This window comes from Shinella sp. WSC3-e, assembly GCF_945994535.1.
Lineage (GTDB): Bacteria > Pseudomonadota > Alphaproteobacteria > Rhizobiales > Rhizobiaceae > Shinella > Shinella yambaruensis.
Map to the genome: position 1 here is coordinate 322,966 of NZ_OZ000533.1, position 17,903 is coordinate 340,868.

At 66.0% G+C, this 17,903-nt stretch carries 14 protein-coding genes; 9 read left to right on the forward strand and 5 right to left on the reverse strand.

Going from position 1 to position 17,903, the window contains the following annotated elements; all coding sequences use genetic code 11:
* Positions 1-13 precede the first annotated feature (13 nt).
* Positions 14-2,293 carry a 4Fe-4S binding protein gene (locus AABF56_RS30250; protein WP_443021263.1) on the reverse strand — a complete coding sequence of 760 codons (2,280 nt, stop codon included), beginning with the start codon at positions 2,291-2,293 and terminating at the stop codon, positions 14-16.
* Between the two features lie 142 nt (positions 2,294-2,435).
* Here AABF56_RS30250 and AABF56_RS30255 point away from each other — a divergent pair, with 142 nt between their 5' ends.
* Complete coding sequence (locus AABF56_RS30255) at positions 2,436-3,308, forward strand: ferritin-like domain-containing protein (protein WP_272808710.1); 873 nt, start codon at positions 2,436-2,438, stop codon at positions 3,306-3,308.
* A gap of 153 nt (positions 3,309-3,461) precedes the next feature.
* On the opposite strand, the gene ric is transcribed toward AABF56_RS30255, so the two are convergent.
* A complete protein-coding gene (gene ric / locus AABF56_RS30260) occupies positions 3,462-4,127 on the reverse strand; it encodes an iron-sulfur cluster repair di-iron protein (protein ID WP_272808709.1) in 666 nt (221 codons plus the stop codon).
* A 448-nt stretch (positions 4,128-4,575) separates the two neighbouring features.
* Here ric and proV point away from each other — a divergent pair, with 448 nt between their 5' ends.
* From proV to AABF56_RS30280, 4 genes are all read left to right on the forward strand, one after another.
* Positions 4,576-5,808 carry a glycine betaine/L-proline ABC transporter ATP-binding protein ProV gene (proV, locus tag AABF56_RS30265; RefSeq protein WP_272808708.1) on the forward strand — a complete coding sequence of 411 codons (1,233 nt, stop codon included), beginning with the start codon at positions 4,576-4,578 and terminating at the stop codon, positions 5,806-5,808.
* Positions 5,809-5,832: 24 nt separating this feature from the next.
* Positions 5,833-6,717 (forward strand): ABC transporter permease, encoded by an 885-nt coding sequence (locus tag AABF56_RS30270; RefSeq protein ID WP_272808707.1) that lies wholly within the window; start codon positions 5,833-5,835, stop codon positions 6,715-6,717.
* A 56-nt stretch (positions 6,718-6,773) separates the two neighbouring features.
* On the forward strand, positions 6,774-7,649 hold the full coding sequence (locus tag AABF56_RS30275; RefSeq protein WP_272808706.1) for a glycine betaine ABC transporter substrate-binding protein: 876 nt from the start codon (positions 6,774-6,776) through the stop codon (positions 7,647-7,649).
* A 73-nt stretch (positions 7,650-7,722) separates the two neighbouring features.
* A complete protein-coding gene (locus AABF56_RS30280; RefSeq protein ID WP_244768751.1) occupies positions 7,723-7,992 on the forward strand; it encodes a helix-turn-helix domain-containing protein in 270 nt (89 codons plus the stop codon).
* Positions 7,993-7,995: 3 nt separating this feature from the next.
* Here AABF56_RS30280 and AABF56_RS30285 read toward each other — a convergent pair whose 3' ends face one another.
* Positions 7,996-9,279: a cystathionine gamma-synthase family protein gene (locus tag AABF56_RS30285; protein WP_244768750.1), complete on the reverse strand. Its 1,284-nt coding sequence runs from the start codon at positions 9,277-9,279 to the stop codon at positions 7,996-7,998.
* A 125-nt stretch (positions 9,280-9,404) separates the two neighbouring features.
* Between AABF56_RS30285 and AABF56_RS30290 the strand changes: the two genes are divergently transcribed.
* Positions 9,405-9,863: an Lrp/AsnC family transcriptional regulator gene (locus tag AABF56_RS30290; protein ID WP_272808705.1), complete on the forward strand. Its 459-nt coding sequence runs from the start codon at positions 9,405-9,407 to the stop codon at positions 9,861-9,863.
* 50 nt (positions 9,864-9,913) lie between these two features.
* On the opposite strand, the gene AABF56_RS30295 is transcribed toward AABF56_RS30290, so the two are convergent.
* A complete protein-coding gene (locus AABF56_RS30295) occupies positions 9,914-11,245 on the reverse strand; it encodes a dicarboxylate/amino acid:cation symporter (RefSeq protein WP_272808704.1) in 1,332 nt (443 codons plus the stop codon).
* A gap of 223 nt (positions 11,246-11,468) precedes the next feature.
* Here AABF56_RS30295 and AABF56_RS30300 point away from each other — a divergent pair, with 223 nt between their 5' ends.
* The 3 genes from AABF56_RS30300 (at position 11,469) to AABF56_RS30310 (ending at position 15,342) form a co-directional block, all read left to right on the forward strand.
* Positions 11,469-13,310, forward strand: coding sequence for a sensor histidine kinase (locus AABF56_RS30300; RefSeq protein ID WP_272808703.1), 1,842 nt, complete (start codon positions 11,469-11,471; stop codon positions 13,308-13,310).
* Positions 13,307-14,686 carry a sigma-54-dependent transcriptional regulator gene (locus AABF56_RS30305; RefSeq protein ID WP_272808702.1) on the forward strand — a complete coding sequence of 460 codons (1,380 nt, stop codon included), beginning with the start codon at positions 13,307-13,309 and terminating at the stop codon, positions 14,684-14,686. Before AABF56_RS30300 ends, AABF56_RS30305 begins: the two co-directional genes overlap by 4 nt.
* A gap of 209 nt (positions 14,687-14,895) precedes the next feature.
* A complete protein-coding gene (locus AABF56_RS30310) occupies positions 14,896-15,342 on the forward strand; it encodes a VOC family protein (protein WP_272808701.1) in 447 nt (148 codons plus the stop codon).
* Positions 15,343-15,423: 81 nt separating this feature from the next.
* Here the strand turns inward: AABF56_RS30310 and AABF56_RS30315 are convergent, their stop codons facing one another.
* Positions 15,424-17,874: a GcvT family protein gene (locus AABF56_RS30315; protein WP_272808700.1), complete on the reverse strand. Its 2,451-nt coding sequence runs from the start codon at positions 17,872-17,874 to the stop codon at positions 15,424-15,426.
* Between the last annotated feature and the right edge of the window lie 29 nt (positions 17,875-17,903).

Here is a 17,903-nt window from a genome sequence, read left to right on the forward strand (position 1 = left end):
CCTTGTTCTGGTGTCAGTTCGGCGATCCGGCAGCCGGATCGGGTTTCTCGATGGCGACGCCCCTGTGGGTGATGACCGGCGGAACCGGCCCCGGTCCGCGCGTTGCGGGCGAGGACAGCCGCTCGAACTTCTCCCGCTTCAGCCGCACCTGGATCATGTGCGGACAGCGGTGGTCGTCGTGGTAGAGCTCCTGGCAGTGCATGCAGTAGATGCACTCGTTGACGTTGATCTGCCCCTCGGGATGGATGGCCTGCACGGGGCATTCCTTGGCGCAACGCTGGCAGGGCGAGCCGCATTCGGGCCAGCGCTTCAGCCATTCGAACATGCGGATGCGGCCGGGAATGGCGAGCGCGGCGCCGAGCGGGCAGAGGTAGCGGCAATAGAAGCGCTCGATGAAGAGGCCGAGCGAGAGCAGCGTCAGCGCGAAGAGCACGAAGGGCCAGTCGCGGGCGAACTTAAGGATGATCGCCGTCTTGAACGGCTCGACCTCGGCAAAGACCTCCGCAAGCGCCACCGAGTAGAACGACAGGCCGAACAGGCCAAGGAAGAGGATATACTTCACCGGCCACAGCCGCTCGTGCAGCCAGAACGGCACCTTGATCTGCGGCACCTTCAGCCATTGCGCGAGATTGTTGGTGAGCTCCTGCAGGGCGCCGAACGGGCAGAGCCAGCCGCAGAACGGCCCCCGCCCCCAGAACAGCAGCCCGGCCGCCACCGTCGCCCAGAGGATGAAGATCAACGGTGCGGAGAGGAAGAACTCCCAGTTGAAGCCGGTGATCAGCGCATTGGTGAAGGTCAGCACGTTGACGACGGAAAGCTGCGCATTGGCATACCAGCCGAGCCAGACGAGGACGAAGACGAGGTAGGAACGCCGCACCCAGACATGCAGCACGGGACGGCGAACGAGCCAGTCCTGGAAGAAGAAGATGGCGGTGAGCAGCAGCAGCGCGAAAGCGGTGATGCCGATCTCGACCATGTTCATGCGCCACATCTGCATCCAGAGCGGTTCGTTCTCGCCCTCGAAGGTCGCGGCGGCCTGCGGTTCGGCTTCGGTCGTGGCGACCGGCACCGGCTTCGTCTTTTCCACGGTGACGTAGCGATCCGGCAGGCTGTAGCCGAGGTCGAAGGGCAGGACGGCCTTGTCGCGCACGCTCCACGAGCGCTGCGCCAGCAATTGCAGCTCCCAGGGCGCCGTCACGTCGAAGGCGAAATCCTCCGGCACGGTGAAAAGCGCGATCTCCCGGAAATGCGGCGCGCCGTCGGCGGCAATATCGGCAAGCCGCGTGTGCCCCCGGTCACGGAACCGCACGCCCTGCCCGTCCTGCATCAGCTCGATGCGGTCGAAGATGCCGCCGCGCACATAACCCGATCCCTTGAACGAATAGGCCCCGTCGCCGGCAACGAGAATGGCCTGCTGGCCCGGCCGCAATTTTGCGCGAAGCCGTTCGTAGCCTTCCTTGCCGAGCAGGCTTAGGCCGATCTCCGGCACGCTGGCAGGCGCGATGTAGAGGGAGATGAAACGGTCTTCAGGGCTGCGCGTCTCGGGATGCTGCGCGGCCTTCTCCTCGCCGGCGCGCGCGAAAGCCTCGCTTACCTCGCCGACGGACAGGCTGAGGCCACGGATGGAACCGTCGCCGACGAGCGCTTCCCAGGAACGGGCCCCGCCGGCTCCCGCCTTGAGCGTGCGGATCTCGGCCGGCGGCGCGGCACCGGCCGCCGCGTCGACCCCCAGCCGGCCGCTGCGGATGAGCCGCACGGCCGAGCGCACGACGCTGTCGCCCATGACAAGCACCGTCACCGTCGCACCGCTGACGATATCCACCTGCGGCGGCCGCTCCGCGCCCGCGGCGACGCGGCCGATATCGCGGCCGATCAGCGTGTCGAGCGCGGCGACCACCTTCTCCTCGGGAATGCCGATGAGGACGATCGGCTCCTGGTGATGGACCAGCTTGAAGCCGCGCAGCACGCCCTGCGGGTCGATGCCGGCGAGGATGTGGATGGGCTTGCCCGAATAGCCGGTCGCGCTGGTGAAATCGGAATTGAGATAGGCGTAGCCGACAAGCGCCTGGCCCTGCCAGACCGGGGCGATCGGCGGTTCGCCCGCCGGCTCGCCGAAACGGTCCGCGCCGGGAAAGAGGTCGGCCGGCTGCGCCTTCGGAAGATATTCCGCAAGCCTTGAGGCGGCCTCCGCCCTCGACACGGCCGGCACCGTCGCCAGCAGGGTGAACAGCACCAGCAGAAGGTGCCTCAACCAGGCCGCGGGGCGGATCGTTTTGCGGGTCGGGGTCGGCAGGCGGTCCGTCAAGATGGCACTTTCCGGCAAGGGAGTATCGATGCCGGCATTCTAGGCAAGATACCTCTGCGCAATTTGTTGCAGCACAAACACCGTACCGATCCGCAATGGGAGAGTGGCGCATGCAAGGGAGATGCCGCCGATGCCGCTACTCGGGAACGAACCTTCGGGCACCGTCGAAACCATGGAAGAGCTCTTCGCCATCGCCGCGGCGATGGAGCAGGAGGCGATCGCGGGCTATGCCTCGCTCGCCGGCCGCATGAGGAAAGAAGGCCGGCACGACCTTGCCGCGGTGTTCGAAAAGCTGGTGGAAGAGGAGAGCGGCCATCTCGGCAATGTCGCCTACTGGTCGCAACGCACGACCGGCAAGGCGCCTGACCCGTCTGCGGTGCGCTGGAGCCTCGACCCGACCTTCGACGACGAGGGGACCTCCCTCGTCGCGCCGGAACTCATCAGCGCCTACCGCGCCTTCTCGATCGCCGTGCGCAACGAGGAACGCGCCTTCGCCTTCTGGACCTATCTCGCCTCTCGCAGCCCCTCGACCCAGCTGCGCGAAGCGGCCGAGCAGATGGCGCGCGAGGAGCTGACGCATGTCGCGACCCTGCGGCGCGAGCGGCGGCGCGCCTTCCATCTCCAGCGCGAGGCCATGTCCGGAGAGGCGCGGCAATGGTCGCTCGCAGCCCTCGAGGAACGGCTGTCCGCGCTGCTTTCGGCAAGGGCTGCCGGCAACGCGCAGGCACCGGCCGGGGCCGTGCTGGCGAACCTCTCGGCTGAGGCCAGTGCCCGCGCGAACGCCCTCACCCGCGATCCGCTGTCGCCGGCACCGGCACCGGCGCCGGCCTTCGCATCGCTGGAACCGGCCGTGCTGGAAACCCCGCAGGCCCTCAGCGAAGCCTTGCTCGACGCCTATCTCGATCTTGCAGAGCGCCTTCCCGACGAAGCGGGGCGTGACCGGGCGCAAACCCATGCCGCCCGCATCCTCGACTGCATATCGGCCCTTCGCATGGGCGGCTGAGGGCCGCGGCAGACAAAGGCCCCCGGGTCCGGAAACGTCCGGGCCGCGCCCGCGCGGCATCTTCATGTCATGCGCCAAAACCTTGGCCGGCCCGCGGTCCCGGAATATCTGCCGACGCCACATGCTCCCAGCCGCGGCGCCGGATCGCCAGCCTCAAGCGACGGGTGCCTCGAAGCGTGGAAAGAGCACCGTGTTCTCCAGATGCATGTGCATCACGAGATCGTCGGTGAACTTCCTGAGCCCCGTATAGAGCGCCGTCCACGAACCACAGGCGCCGGACGGCAGGGCCATGCCATGGGCAGCATGCTCTATGTCATGGAGGAGCCGGACGGCATCGTCGTGCTCGCGGCGCATCTGCGCGACCGGGTGGGTGATCCGCGTGGCTCCGCCCTGCCGTATCATCGGGAAGACCAGCTGTTCCTCGTTCATCATGTGGCCTTCCAGCTCGTCGCGCAGCGCGGTCAGCGCCGCGGCCAGTCCCGAGGGCGCGGCCGGATGGTCGCCATGGACCCGCTCGACCTTCTCGGCGAGCGGAATCAGGAACGCCAATTCCTGGCGGTGGGTCTCGTGATAGCGGGTGAGGAGGTGGTCGATGAGCGGTCCGGTCTCCTCGGGCGCATCGCGGCCTGCCGCCCGTTCGAGCGCCTCCAGCGCGGCCAGCAGTTCCTCCGGCGAGAGGCCCGCCCGCTCGGCCGCCGCGCGAAGCGGGACATTGCCCGCACAGCAGAAATTGATGGCCGAACGACGAAACAGATCGGCGGCGCCGGGCAGTTCCGCGGCGATCGACGCCACGGTCAGGTCAAGGGAAAGGGTTTGCATCCTGGCTCCTTCACAAGGATTGGCTCTTCCGGTTGTCGCCAGTCCATTGCAGCGGAAGAACACCAGGGTCTTTGTGCAGGGGCAAAGAAGAATCATCTCCGGGGTCCGCGCTCGGCGGAATGGGGAACCTGCCGCGATATTTGTCGGGCCAGAGGCAAAGGCGATATCGCCGGCGGGCCGCCCGCGGCCAGATCGGCGAGCGGCGCAAGCGCCACAGAATCCGCCGCGAAATCGTTCCGGCTTCAAGTTGAAATGAACTCAATAATAGAATTTTTTTCTTACCGTGTGGACAATTTGGCATCAATGTGCCAAACAGTGTCCATATTGCGACGCGCTATCGTTTTTGCGAAGCCTTTCGGCTTGCGCGTGTTTCATCCCGCTGAGTGCTTGATCAGCTGACAACCAACAAAGGAGAGCGCCCCGCTTCTGGAGCCGGGCCCAGGACAATATGGCTTTTGCAACTGAGAGCGACCTTTCGGCAAACGACCGAGGGATCAAGATCAGTATCAAGAACGTCTTCAAGGTTTTCGGCGAGCGACCCGACAGGGCCCTCGCGCTCCTGAAGGCCGGAAAGACCAAGGCGGATATCCACGCGGCCACGGGTTGCACCATCGGCGTCGACAATGCCAGCTTCGATATCCGCACCGGCGAGATCTTCGTCATCATGGGGCTTTCAGGCTCCGGCAAGTCCACCATGCTGCGCCTCATCAACCGGCTGATCGAGCCGACATCAGGATCGATCGAGATCGAGAGCCGCGACGTCGCGCGCATGCCGCGCAGCGAGCTGATCGCGCTCCGGCGCCGCGACATCAGCATGGTCTTCCAGTCCTTCGCGCTGCTGCCGAACCGCACCGTCATCGACAATGCCGCCTTCGGGCTGGAGGTTGCCGGCATGGGCGAGGCCGAGCGCAGGCAGCGCGCCCGCGCCGCGCTCAGGGCCGTCGGGCTGGACGGCTATGACGACAGCCGCACCGACCAGCTTTCCGGCGGCATGAAGCAGCGCGTCGGCCTTGCTCGGGCGCTTGCCGGCGAGCCGACCGTGCTCCTGATGGACGAGGCCTTTTCCGCGCTCGATCCGCTCATCCGCACGGAGATGCAGGACGAGCTGGTGCGCCTCCAGGCCGAGCACAGCCGGACCATCGTCTTCGTCAGCCACGACCTCGACGAGGCCATGCGCATCGGCGACCGCATCTGCATCATGCAGAACGGCGCGGTCGTGCAGGTCGGCACGCCCGACGAGATCGTGCTGAAGCCTGCCAACGACTATGTCCGCTCCTTCTTCCGCAATGTCGATGTCTCGCAGGTCTTCCGCGCCGGGGACGTCGCGCGCAAGACGCAGGTGACCATCATCGAGCGCCAGGGCGTCTCCGCCGCCGCGGCCCTGGAACGCATGGAGCATTTCGACCGGGAGGTCGCCATCATCCTCGGCCGCGACAAGACCTTCCACGGCATGGTCAGCCGCACATCGCTGATCGAGACCAGCCGCGACGGCGCGGGCGATCCCTATCGCCGGGCGTTCCTGCCGGGCATCGAGCCGATCCCCGCCTCGGAAAACCTCGCCAACGTCCTCGGCAAGGTCGCCGCCAGCGCCTTTCCGGTCCCGGTCGTCGACGAGGCCAACCGCTACCTCGGCTCGATCAGCAAATCCGCGCTTCTCGAAGCGCTCGACCGCACCGCCTGATCCCGCCGGCCCGGAGAAAAATCCATGACATTCGATATCGGCGACGGCGTCGACAACGCCGTCAATTACATCCTCGACAACTTCGCCCCGCTGCTCGACTTCATCGCCGCCGTGATCGGCGCGGTGACGAACGGCATCCAGGCCGCGCTTCTCGCAACGCCGATGCCTGTCGGCCTTGCGATCTTCGTGCTGTTGTCGCTCTGGCGCGTCGGCTTCGGCTTTGCCGCCTTCACCGCCGCCGCGCTCTGGCTCGTCGATCATATGGGCCTGTGGTCCGCCATGATGGAGACGCTGTCGCTGGTTCTCGCCTCGACGCTTGTCGCCATGCTCGTCGGCCTGCCGCTCGGCATCGCCATGGCGCGCAGCGACCGGGTCGCGGCCGTCGTACGCCCCGTGCTCGACCTCATGCAGACCATGCCCGCCTTCGTCTACCTGATCCCGGCGGCGATGTTCTTCGGCCTCGGCGCCGTGCCCGGCACCATCGCGACCGTCATCTTCTCGATGCCGCCGGTCGTGCGCCTTACCAATCTGGGCATCCGCCAGGTGCATGCGGAATATATCGAGGCCGGCAACGCCTTCGGCTGCACGGCCCCGCAGCTGCTCTTCAAGGTGCAGTTGCCCAACGCCATGCCCTCCATCATGGCCGGCATCAACCAGACGATCATGCTGTCGCTGTCCATGGTGGTGATCGCCTCGATGATCGGCGCGGGCGGCATCGGCAACACGGTGCTGACCGGGATCCAGCGTCTCGACGTCGGCACCGGTTTCGAGGGCGGCATCGCCGTCGTCATTCTCGCGGTGATCCTCGACCGGATCACCCAGAGCCTCGGAAAGGAACGCGCCGGCCTCTGGCGCACCGTCTTCCGAACCCGGGCGCAGGCCCCGGCGGCGTCCACCGCCACGGCCTGACGCCCGAAAGCCGGCGGCGCGCGCCGCCGAACGCGAACCTTCCAAAAGGAGCAAAGATGTTCAAGACACTCGTTACCCTCGGCCTTGCGGCCGGAATGTTCATCGGCGCGGCCGGCACGACGCTGGCCGAAGACAAGGCGCCGGTGAAGATCGGCTGGGCCGCCTGGTCCGACGCCGAATTCGTGACGAAGCTTGCCGCCAAGCTCATCAAGGACGAACTCGGCCACGAGGTCGAGCTCGTCCAGACCGACGTCGCGCCGCTCTACCAGGGCGTCGGCCGCGGCGACCTCGACGTCATGATGATGGCCTGGCTGCCACAGACCCATGCCGACTACTTCGCCAAGGTGAAGGACAAGGTGACGACGCTCGGCACCGTCTATGACGGCGCGAAGCTCGGCTGGGTGGTGCCCGCCTATGTGCCGGAAGACGCCATCGCCTCCATCGAGGACCTGAAGAAGGACGACGTGAAGGCGAAGCTGAAGGGCAGCGTAGAGGGCATCGATCCGGGCGCCGGCCTCACCCGCCTTTCGGAACAGGCGGTCAAGGACTACGGCCTCGACGGCTACAAGCTGCAGATCTCCAGCGAGGCCGGCATGCTGACGACGGTCGACCGGGCGATCCGCAAAGAGGAATGGTTCGTCGCCACCTCCTGGAGCCCGCACTGGATGTTCGGCAAATACGAGCTGCGCTACATCGACGACCCGAAGGGCGCCCTCGGCAAGGCCGAGCATGTCGACGTGATCGCCCGCAAGGATTTCGACAAGGACAATCCGGAGGTCGCGGCCTTCCTGTCGCGCATGAAGCTGCCGATCGGCGACCTCGAGGCCGCGATGTTCGACGCGCAGGAGACCTCGTACGAAAAGGCCGTAGACGCGTACATCGCGAACCATGCCGACCAGATCAAGGCCTGGCTTGCCAAGGAAGACGGCTGACGCCGGCGCAGGACCGACAGCCTGCCTCGCGCGAACCGCGCGGGGCATCCCTCCACGAACAAAGGATATCGACATGTACAACGACGCCACACTTGCCCCACGGACCGCTGTCGACACGGCCTATGACACGATCGGCGGGCGGATTTCGCTCGCGCGCGATGCCGTCGGCCTTACCGTCGAAGAGATCTCCGCCATTGCCGGCGTGACGGTCGAGACCTGGACCAACTGGGAGAACGACCGCGCGGAGCCCCGCGCCAACCGCCTCGACATGCTCGCGCGCATCCTGCAGGTCAGCATCGCCTGGCTGCTCGACGGGCAGGGCAAGGGGCCCATGGAGAGCTAAGTCCTAGCTCGCGTCGAGCGCCTGCACCAGATCGGCCACCAGGTCATCGGGATGCTCGATGCCGATGGACAGGCGGATGGTCGATTCGAGCACGCCGATACGCTGGCGCACCTCGACGGGGATACCCGAATGGGTCATCGTCGCGGGATGCGAGGCGAGCGATTCCGTGCCGCCGAGGCTGACGGCGAGCTTGAAGATCTTCAGCGCGTTGAGGAACCGGAACGAGGCCGGCTGCCCGCCCTTGATGTCGAAGGAGAAGGTTGAGCCGGCACCGCTGCACTGAGTGGCAAAGGTCCGGCCGGCCGGCGATGCGGGGTCGTAGAAGGGCAGGTAGTGGATCGCCTCCACCTTGGGATGCTCGCGCAGGAATTCGGCGACTGCTGCCGCATTGCTGTTCGCCCGCTCCATGCGGATCTGCAGCGTCTCCAGCGAGCGCCCGAGCATCCAGCAGGAATGCGGGTCGAGCTGCGTGCCGATCGCGCCGCGCAGTGCCTTGACCTGCTTCATGACCGCCTTGCGGCCGAGAGCCGCCCCGGCGATCAGGTCCGAATGACCGCCGACATATTTGGTCAGCGAATAGAGCGAGAGATCCGCCCCGTGCTCGATTGGCCGCTGGAAGACCGGGCCGAGCAGCGTGTTGTCGCAGGCAACGACCGGCACGTGGCCCTGCCGCTTGCCGATCGCATCGGCGACCCGGCGGATCATCGCGATATCGACGAGGCTGTTGGTGGGGTTTGCCGGCGTTTCGACGAGGATCACGGAGACGCGGCCCTTCTGCATCGCCGCCTCCGCCGCGGCCTGCACCGACGCCTCGCTGACGCCATCGGCAAAACCCACGGCCGAGACGCCGAGATTGAGGAAGGTCTTTGCCAGCAGGGTTTCGGTGCCGCCGTAAAGGGGCTGCGAATGCAGCACGGCATCGCCCGGCCGCACGAGGGCGAGGAGCGTGGTGGCGATCGCCGACATGCCCGAGGAGAACAGCGCACAGCTTTCCGTCCGCTCGTAGACGGCCAGGCGATCCTCGACGATCTCGCTGTTGGGATGGTTGAAGCGCGAATAGACGAGGCCGGCGCCCCTGCCTTCCGGCGGCTCCTTGCGCCCGGAGACGTAGTCGAAGAAGTCGCGCCCGTCCTCGGCGGATGCGAAGACGAAGGTCGACGTCAGGAAGACCGGCGGCTTGACGGCGCCTTCGGAGAGCTCGGGATCATAGCCATAGTTCAGCATCTGCGTTTCGGGATGCAGGGCGTGGTTGCCGATATGGGTTCTCGACGGATGCGGCGCGGTCATGAAACGTCTCCCTCGTTCGTGTAGCGATCTCCAACGACAAATTATATCAGAGGCGGCGGCGTTTCCTTGCTATTTGGTGCGGCTTGTTGTTTTTTAAAGCAACTTCTTGCGAGGAAAGCTGAAAATTGTCGCAGAAAATTGCAGATGACATCGACCGGCGCATCCTGCGCGAGCTTGCAGCGGATGCCCGCATCACCAACAACGAACTGGCCGAGCGCGTCGGCCTGTCCGCATCGGCGTGCCTGCGCCGGCTGCGGCGCCTCGAGGAAACCGGGATTATCCGCGGATATACCACGATCATCGATCCGGCCGTCGAGGGCTGGACGATGACCGCCATCGCATCGATCCGCCTCAGCCGCCAGCACGACGACGAAATCCGCATGTTCGAGGAGGCCGTCAACGGCTGGGACGAGGTGATCGAGTGCCAGCTGGTGACGGGCGCGCGGGACTATGTGCTGATGGTGATGAGCGCCGGCCTCGATCACTACGAGCGCTTCATCAAGGACAAGATCGCAAAGCTGAAATGCGTCGACACGATCGAGACCAGCTTCGTGATGAACACGATCAAGGCGCGGCGATCCTAGCGCCGCGCCTTGAGGAGGCTGCAAATTCCGGGTTCAGGCGAGGGTCGCAATCACTCCGCCGGCTGCAGGACCGGCACTGGTACCGGCGTTTCCTCGATGCCGCCGCTCAGCGCCGCATTCAGCTTGGCGACATCCAGCTCGTCTTCCCACCGGGCGACGACGATCGTCGCGACGGCATTGCCGATGAAGTTGGTCAGCGCCCGGCACTCCGACATGAAACGGTCGATGCCGAGGATGAGCGCCATGCCGGCAACCGGCACGGAGGGCACGACGGAAAGCGTCGCGGCAAGCGTGATGAAGCCGGCGCCGGTGATGCCGGCGGCGCCCTTGGAGCTCAGCATCGCCACGAGCAGCAGCAGGATCTGGTCGCCCATCGACAGCGGAATGTCGACGGCCTGCGCGATGAAGAGCGCGGCAAGCGTCATGTAGATATTCGTGCCGTCGAGATTGAACGAGTAGCCCGTCGGAATGACGAGGCCCACGACCGAGCGCTTGCAACCCGCCCGTTCCATCTTCTGCATCAGGCCCGGAAGCGCCGCCTCGGACGAGGACGTGCCGAGGACGAGCAGCAGCTCTTCCTTGATATAGCGGATGAGCGCGATGATCGAGAAGCCGTTGTACCGGGCAACGGCGCCCAGCACGACGAAAACGAAGAGGAAGGCGGTGAGGTAGAAGGTGGCGATCAGGAAGGCGAGGTTGGCGACCGAGCCGATGCCGTATTTGCCGATGGTGAAGGCCATGGCACCGAAGGCACCGATCGGCGCCGCCTTCATGAGGATGGCGACCAGCCGGAAGATCGGCGTCGTCAGGGCCTGCAGGAAATCGACGACGGGCTTGCCCTGCTCGCCGACCATGCCGAGCGCAATACCGAACAGCACCGAGAAGAACAGCACCTGCAGGATGTCACCCTCGGCGAAGGCGCCGACGATGGTCTGCGGTATGATGTTCATCAGGAAGCCGGTGATGGTGGATTCATGCGCCTTGCTGGCATAGGTCGCCACCGCATCGGCGTCGAGCGAGGCCGGATCGATATGCATGCCGGCGCCAGGCTGCACGACATTGGCGACGAGCATGCCCACGGCAAGCGCGAGCGTGGAGAAGGTGAGGAAGTAGATCATCGCCTTGCCGGCGACGCGCCCCACCTTCTTGAGGTCCGACATGCCGGCAATGCCGGTCGCGACCGTCAGGAAGATCACCGGCGCGATGATCATCTTGACGAGCCGGATGAAGGCATCGCCGAGCGGCTTCAGGCCGGCGCCGAAATCGGGATAGTAGTGGCCGACCAGCATGCCGGCGACGATGGCGACGATCACCTGGACATAGAGGTGGCGGTAGAACGGCAACGGGCCACGGTCGGGCGTGGCGACAGACGAGATGTGCATGGCTTCCTCCTTTCGCACCCCAACCAGCGCACTGGCTCTTCCCGGGGTGGCTTTGCTGCAATCGCAGGAGGTTCAGCAAGCGGCGTGCCAATTTGCATTTCTTCATTTAAGTGACTGTAATAAATAAACATTTTAAAATCGTACAAATCTCTAAAAGCAAAGGAGTGCGGATTTTCGCACTATTCTTCTTGAGGATCGTGCGGTTTCATGCTCAAAATCTCCGATGAACCCGCTTCCGACGACGAGCAGCCAGATCGCCCTCGACCGCGCGACGCGGCGGCAATGGGTGGCATTCGCCATTGCCGTCCTCGTCCTCACTCTTGCCGCGCTCTATGCTGCCGGCCTCTACGGCCGCGCCTCGGCCCTTTCGGGACTTGAGGCGCAGGGCCGGATCGATGCGAACCTCAAGGTCGCGCTCCTGCAGGCCGTTCTGGAACGCCCGCGAGCCCTTCCCTTCCTGCTGTCCCGCGACCGGGACGTCATGGAGGCCCTGGCAGGCACCGACGCCGCCCGGCGCTCCTTCCTCGACCGCAAGCTGGAGGAACTGGTTGCCGGCACCAATGCGGCGGTGATCTATGCCATCGACGACAAGGGCGTGGCGATCGCCGCAAGCAACTGGCGCGAGCCGACGAGCTTCGTCGGCAACGACTATTCGTTCCGCGCCTACTTTTCCCGCGCGATGGCGGAGGGCACGGCGGAGCATTTCGCGCTCGGCTCGGTCAGCAAGCGGCCTGGCCTCTACATCTCGCACCGGATCGGCCCGGCCGCCGCGCCCCTCGGCGTCATCGTCGTCAAGATGGAATTCGACCAGCTGGAGCGCGACTGGCACGAAACGCAGCGTCCGTCCTACGTGGTGGATGCCAATCATGTGGTGCTGATCACCAGCATCCCCTCCTGGCGCTTCATGACCACGCAGCCGCTGCCGGGCGAAAGCCTCGCGGCCATTCGCGAAAGCCTGCAGTTCGGCGAGGCGCCCCTCGCCCCCCTCCCCTTCGATCCGGTGGAGGGAAGCCTGCTGCTGCGCGCCGTCCAGCCGGGCGGCGGCGCGGAGACCTATCTCAGGATCACCGCGCCCGTCGCCTCGACGCCGTGGCATTTCGAATATCTCATACCGACCCGCGGCGCCGTCGACGCCGGCATGCGGGAGGCGCGCCTCCTGGCCCTCATGGCCGTCGGCGCGGTCACACTCATAGCCGCGCTCTGGCTGCGCCGGCGCCAGACGGCGCTTGCCGACGCCGCGCGCGATCAGGCGGCGCGCGAGGAACTCGAACGCCGCGTGATCGAGCGCACGCGCGACCTCAGCCTCGCCCGCGACCACCTGCAGGCCGAGATTGCCGATCACCGGGAAACCGAAACGAAGCTGCAGGCCGTGCAGGAGGACCTGGTGCAGGCCAACCGGCTCGCCATCCTCGGCCAGGTCGCCGCCGGCGTCGCCCATGAAATCAACCAGCCGCTCGCCACCATTCGCGCCTATGCCGACAATGCAAAGGTTTTTCTGACGCGCAACCGGCCGGAGCCGGTACAGGAGAACCTCGACCTCATCGCCGGCCTCACCGACCGGATCGCCGGCATCACGGAAGACCTGAAGGCGCTGGCGCGCAAGGGACGCACCGCCGCGGAGCCCGTCGTGCTGCAGGAGGTCATCGACGGCGCGATCCTGCTGCTGCGCAGCCGCTTCACCGGCCGGCTCGAACGCCTGGTCGTCGCCCCGCTGCCGGAGGGCCTGCGCGTGACCGGCAACCGGCTGCGGCTGGAACAGGTCTTCATCAACCTGTTCCAGAACGCCCTCGAGGCCGTGGAGGACCGCGCGGACGGGCGCGTTACTGTCTCCATCGCCGCCGGGAAAAGCGATGTCGTCGTTTCGGTGGCCGACAACGGTCCCGGCCTGCCGGCCGACATCCTCGCCTCGCTCTTCGAGCCGTTCAACACCTCCAAGGAAAAGGGCCTCGGCCTTGGCCTCGTCATCGCCAAGGACATCGTCTCCGATTATGGCGGCCGGCTGGAGGTCGAGACGGGCGAGCGCGGCGCCACCTTCCGGGTCCACCTGCGAAAGGCTGATGCATGAGCACGCCCGTTCTCCTCATCGATGACGACAGGCAGCTTCTACGCGCCACGGCCCAGACGCTGGACCTTGCGGGCTTTGCCGTGTCGCCGCTCGGTTCCGCCGCCGAGGCGCTGGACCTGCTGGACACGGATTTTGCCGGCGTCGTCGTCTCCGACATCCGCATGCCCGGCATGGACGGCCTCCAGCTTTTCGCGCGCGTTCACGCCCTCGACGCCGAGATCCCGGTCGTTCTCGTCACCGGCCACGGCGACATCGCAACGGCGGTCAAGGCCATCCAGGAGGGAGTCTACGATTTCATCGCAAAGCCCTTTCCCGCCGAACGGCTGATCCAGTGCGTCCAGCGCGCGGCGGAAAAACGCAGCCTCGTCCTGGAAAACCGTCGCCTGCGGGAAAGCGTCCGGCAGGCGGAGGACGACATCCCCCTGATCGGCCAGACGCCGGCGATGGACCGGCTTCGCCAGACGCTGCGCCAGATCGCCGATACGGATGTCGACGTGCTCGTCACTGGCGAGACAGGGAGCGGCAAGGAGGTCGTGGCCCGTCTGCTGCATGGCTGGAGCCGCCGGGCGAAGGGTAACTTCGTGGCGCTCAACTGCGGCGCCCTGCCCGAGCAGGTGATCGAAAGCGAGCTTTTCGGCCATGAACCCGGCGCCTTCACCGGCGCGCAGAAGAAACGCATCGGCCGCATCGAACATTCGAGCGGCGGCACGCTCTTCCTCGACGAACTGGAAAGCATGCCGCTTTCCACGCAGGTCCAGATGCTGCGCGTGCTCGAACTGCGCGAGGTGACGCCGCTCGGCACGAACGAGGTCCGGCCGGTGGATATCCGCATCGTCGCGGCCGCCAAGGTCGATCTCGCCGATCCCGCCCAGCGGAAGACCTTCCGCGAAGACCTCTACTACCGGCTGAACGTCGTTTCCCTCACCATTCCGCCACTGCGCGAGCGCCGCGAGGATATTCCGCTGCTGTTCAGCTATTTCACCGAGCGCGCCGCCCGGCGCTTCCAGCGCGCGGCACCCGGTCTTTCGGCCGATATCCTGCGCCACCTGCGCGAGCACGACTGGCCCGGCAACGTGCGCGAACTCTCCCATTTCGCCGAGCGCACCGTGCTGGGCATGACGTCCGCGGTGCTTTCGCCGCAAAGCCCCTCGCCCGAGACGGGCGGCGCCGGCTCGCTGCCGGAACGGCTGGAGCGGCTCGAGGCCGAGATCATCCGCGACACGCTCAGCGCCCATGACGGCGACGTGCAGGAAACGATCGCCGCCCTCGGCATCCCGCGCAAGACCTTCTACGACAAGCTCCAGCGCCACGGCATCGTCCGGCGGGATTTTTCCGCCGGAAGCGACAAGGCGGCCCCGGCGAAAACCCGTCGTTGACAGGGCCTTTCAGCGGTCGGCAAGGCCGGATGCTTGACGGGCCGATATCATGGGCCGGTCTCTCAATCTCGTTTGCGTCGTCGTGGCTATACGAGAGGCCCTGCCACGGGTTGACTCTGCAAGCCGTTTACGTTGATATCAACATCAATATCGCCAGGCAGCGGATCCTGCGTCGCGGACAAAACGACAACCACGAGGAGGAATGAAGCATGAAGATCGTGACCAGCCTGAGTTTCCAGGGACAGTGCCGCGAGGCATTCGAATTCTACGCCAAGGTTCTGGGCGGCAAGATCACCGCCGCCATGCCCTATGGCGAAGGCCCGCCGGACATGCCGATCAGCGATGCGAAGTACAAGGACTGGCTGATGCACTGTTGGCTGGACGTCGGCGACCAGGCACTGATGGGCGCCGACATGGATGTCGGATGGGCGCCCAACATCGACAAGCCCAAGAACGGCTTCGACGTCACGCTGCACACCACGGACAAGGCCGAGGCACAACGCTGGTTCGACCAGCTCGCCGAAGGCGGCAAGGCCGTCATGCCATTCGGCGAGACCTTCTGGTCGCCGGGTTTCGGCTCCGTGGTCGACAAGTTCGGCGTCCCGTGGATGATAAACTGCATTCCTCCGGCGGACTGGAAGCCGGCGCACGGCTGACAGGCGGCCGCTTGCCCGCCCGCAATCCGCCGCCCCGGCTCCGGGGCGGCGTTCTCCTTACCGGTATCGGGATATACGCCCCTACGCCTTCACGCGCAGCGCCTTCGGATCGTAGGCCGGCGCGAGGCAGGGCGTCAGCGGGAACCGCTCGCCCGCAAGGTCTATCTCGAAGCGCCCGGTCTCCAGGAAGGCCTTGTCGACGCCCGAAGGGTTCTCGATGAGGCCGAGAGCGACGGAGCGGCCGAGCGTGTGGCCATAGGCCGCCGACCGGGCCTCCCCGACGGGCTTGCCGTCCCGAAGAATGAGCTCGCCGCCCCAGAGCATGGGCAGCGGGTCATCGACGGTGAACTGCACGATGCGCTTCGACGGCGTGCGCCTGGCCTTTGCCGCGACCAGCGCCTCCCTCCCGATGAAGCCGCCTGCCTTGTCGAGGCAGACCGCAAAGGCAAGGCCCGCCTCGTAGGGGTTGATGTCCGGCGTCAGTTCGCGGCTCCAGGCGCGGTATCCCTTTTCCAGCCGGAGCGCTTCCAGCGCATAGTAGCCGCAATCGACCAGCCCGAGATCACGTCCGGCCTCCTGCAGCGCCTCGTAGACACCAACGGCAAATTCCGTCGGCACGATCAATTCCCAGCCGAGCTCGCCGACATAGGTCATGCGGTTGGCATAGGCGGTGGCGTAACCGATGTCGATCTCGCGGATCGTGGCGAAGGGAAAGCCTTCGCCGGAAAGGTCGGCGGAGGTGAGGCGGGCGAGGATATCGCGCGATTTCGGGCCCATCAGCGCCAGCACGGCATAGGCCGACGTGACATCGGTGAGGCTCACATGAGCGTCCACGGGGATGTTCTTGCGAATCCAGTCCGCGTCATGGACCGCCTGCGCCGAACCGGTGACGAGAAGGAAACGGTCGGCCGCAAGACGCATGACCGTCAAGTCGCTCTCATAGCCGCCGCGCTCGTTCAGCAGGCCGGTATAGACGGAGCGGCCGATTTCCACATCGACCTCCGCTGCACAGATGCGGTTCAGCGCTGCGGCGGCATCCCGTCCCTGCACGAGCAGCTTGGCGAAGGAGGTCTGGTCGAAGATGCCGGCCGCCTCGCGCGTCGCCTTCATCTCGCGCTTCACCGCCGCATGCCAGTTCTGCCGGCCGAAGGCATATTCCGTGACCGGCCGCTCGCCCTCCGCGGCAAACCAGTTCGCACGCTCCCAGCCCATTTTCGAGCCGAAGCAGGCCCCTTTCGCGGCCAGCCGGTCATAGAGCGGCGAGCGGCGGAAGGGCCGCGCGGTGTCCAGCTCCCGGTTCGGCCAGGGCATGGCGTAGTGCAGGCCGAGCGTTTCCTTGACACGGTCGTGCAGCCAGCGCGGATTGTTGTTGAAGCCTGCGAAACGGCGGATGTCGACGGGCCAAAGGTCCATGGTCGGCGCGCCGTTGACGATCCATTCGGCCAGCGCCCGCCCCGCCCCGCCGGCACTGGCGATGCCCATGGAGTTGAAACCGGCGCCGACATAGAAGTTCTTCAGCTCCGGCGCTTCGCCGAGGATGAAATTGTTGTCCGGCGTGAAACTTTCCGGGCCGTTGTAGAACGTCCTGACCTCCGAGGTTGCCAGCTGCGGCACGCGCTGCAGCGCACTCTGCATGAGGATCTCGAACTGGTCCCAGTCGTCGGGCAGCAGGGCGAATTCGAAATCGTCCGGAATACCGGCCATGCCCCAGGGTTTGGCCTCCGGCTCGAAACCGCCCATGACGAGCCCGCCGACCTCTTCCTTGAAATAGATGTAACCGTCGGGATCGCGCATCACCGGCAGGTCGGGATGCACGCCCTCGATGCGGCCGGTGACGATATACATGTGCTCGGCCGAATGGAGCGGCACGGCGACGCCGCACATCTTCCCGACCTTGCGCGCCCATTGACCGGCGCAGTTGACGACGATTTCGGCAGCGATCGGCCCGCGATCCGTCTCCACGCCGGTGACAGCGCCTTTCGCCGTAGCGATGCCGGTGACCCGGACGCGTTCGAAAATGCGCGCGCCACGGCTGCGCGCGCCCTTGGCGAGCGATTGCGTGAGATCCGTCGGATTGGCCTTGCCGTCTCCCGGCAGCCAGACGGCGCCGACGAGGTCGTCGATCGCCATGACCGGCCAGAGATCCTGCGCCTCCTTCGGCGAGATCACGTCGATGGCGACACCCTGCGCACGGGCGGAGGCGGCGGTGCGCTTCAGCACGGTCATGCGATCCGCCGTGCGCGCGACGGAAAGCGAACCGCAATTCTTCCAGCCCGTGGCAAGTCCGGTCTCGGCCTCCAGCTCGCTGTAGAGCTGCGTCGAATATTTGATGAGGCTCGTCATGTTGGCGTGGCTGCGCAGCTGGCCGACGAGGCCGGCGGCGTGCCAGGTGGTGCCGCCGCTCAGCTGGCCCTGCTCCAGGAGAACCACGTCCCGCCAGCCGAGCTTGGTCAGGTGATAGGCGAGCGAGCAGCCGATGATGCCGCCGCCGATGATGACAACCTGCGCCTGGGTTGGAAATGCCTGCGCCATGAAACGACCTCCCGAAGTGATGGAAGGCC

Bases quoted from the DNA above. Each gene is read 5' to 3' on its own strand.
- AABF56_RS30255 (WP_272808710.1), top strand. From the start codon at position 2,436: ATGCCGCTACTCGGGAACGAACCTTCGGGCACCGTCGAAACCATGGAA.
- ric (WP_272808709.1), bottom strand. From the start codon at position 4,127: ATGCAAACCCTTTCCCTTGACCTGACCGTGGCGTCGATCGCCGCGGAA.
- proV (WP_272808708.1), top strand. From the start codon at position 4,576: ATGGCTTTTGCAACTGAGAGCGACCTTTCGGCAAACGACCGAGGGATC.
- AABF56_RS30270 (WP_272808707.1), top strand. From the start codon at position 5,833: ATGACATTCGATATCGGCGACGGCGTCGACAACGCCGTCAATTACATC.
- AABF56_RS30275 (WP_272808706.1), top strand. From the start codon at position 6,774: ATGTTCAAGACACTCGTTACCCTCGGCCTTGCGGCCGGAATGTTCATC.
- AABF56_RS30280 (WP_244768751.1), top strand. From the start codon at position 7,723: ATGTACAACGACGCCACACTTGCCCCACGGACCGCTGTCGACACGGCC.
- AABF56_RS30285 (WP_244768750.1), bottom strand. From the start codon at position 9,279: ATGACCGCGCCGCATCCGTCGAGAACCCATATCGGCAACCACGCCCTG.
- AABF56_RS30295 (WP_272808704.1), bottom strand. From the start codon at position 11,245: ATGCACATCTCGTCTGTCGCCACGCCCGACCGTGGCCCGTTGCCGTTC.
- AABF56_RS30300 (WP_272808703.1), top strand. From the start codon at position 11,469: ATGAACCCGCTTCCGACGACGAGCAGCCAGATCGCCCTCGACCGCGCG.
- AABF56_RS30305 (WP_272808702.1), top strand. From the start codon at position 13,307: ATGAGCACGCCCGTTCTCCTCATCGATGACGACAGGCAGCTTCTACGC.
- AABF56_RS30310 (WP_272808701.1), top strand. From the start codon at position 14,896: ATGAAGATCGTGACCAGCCTGAGTTTCCAGGGACAGTGCCGCGAGGCA.
- AABF56_RS30315 (WP_272808700.1), bottom strand. From the start codon at position 17,874: ATGGCGCAGGCATTTCCAACCCAGGCGCAGGTTGTCATCATCGGCGGC.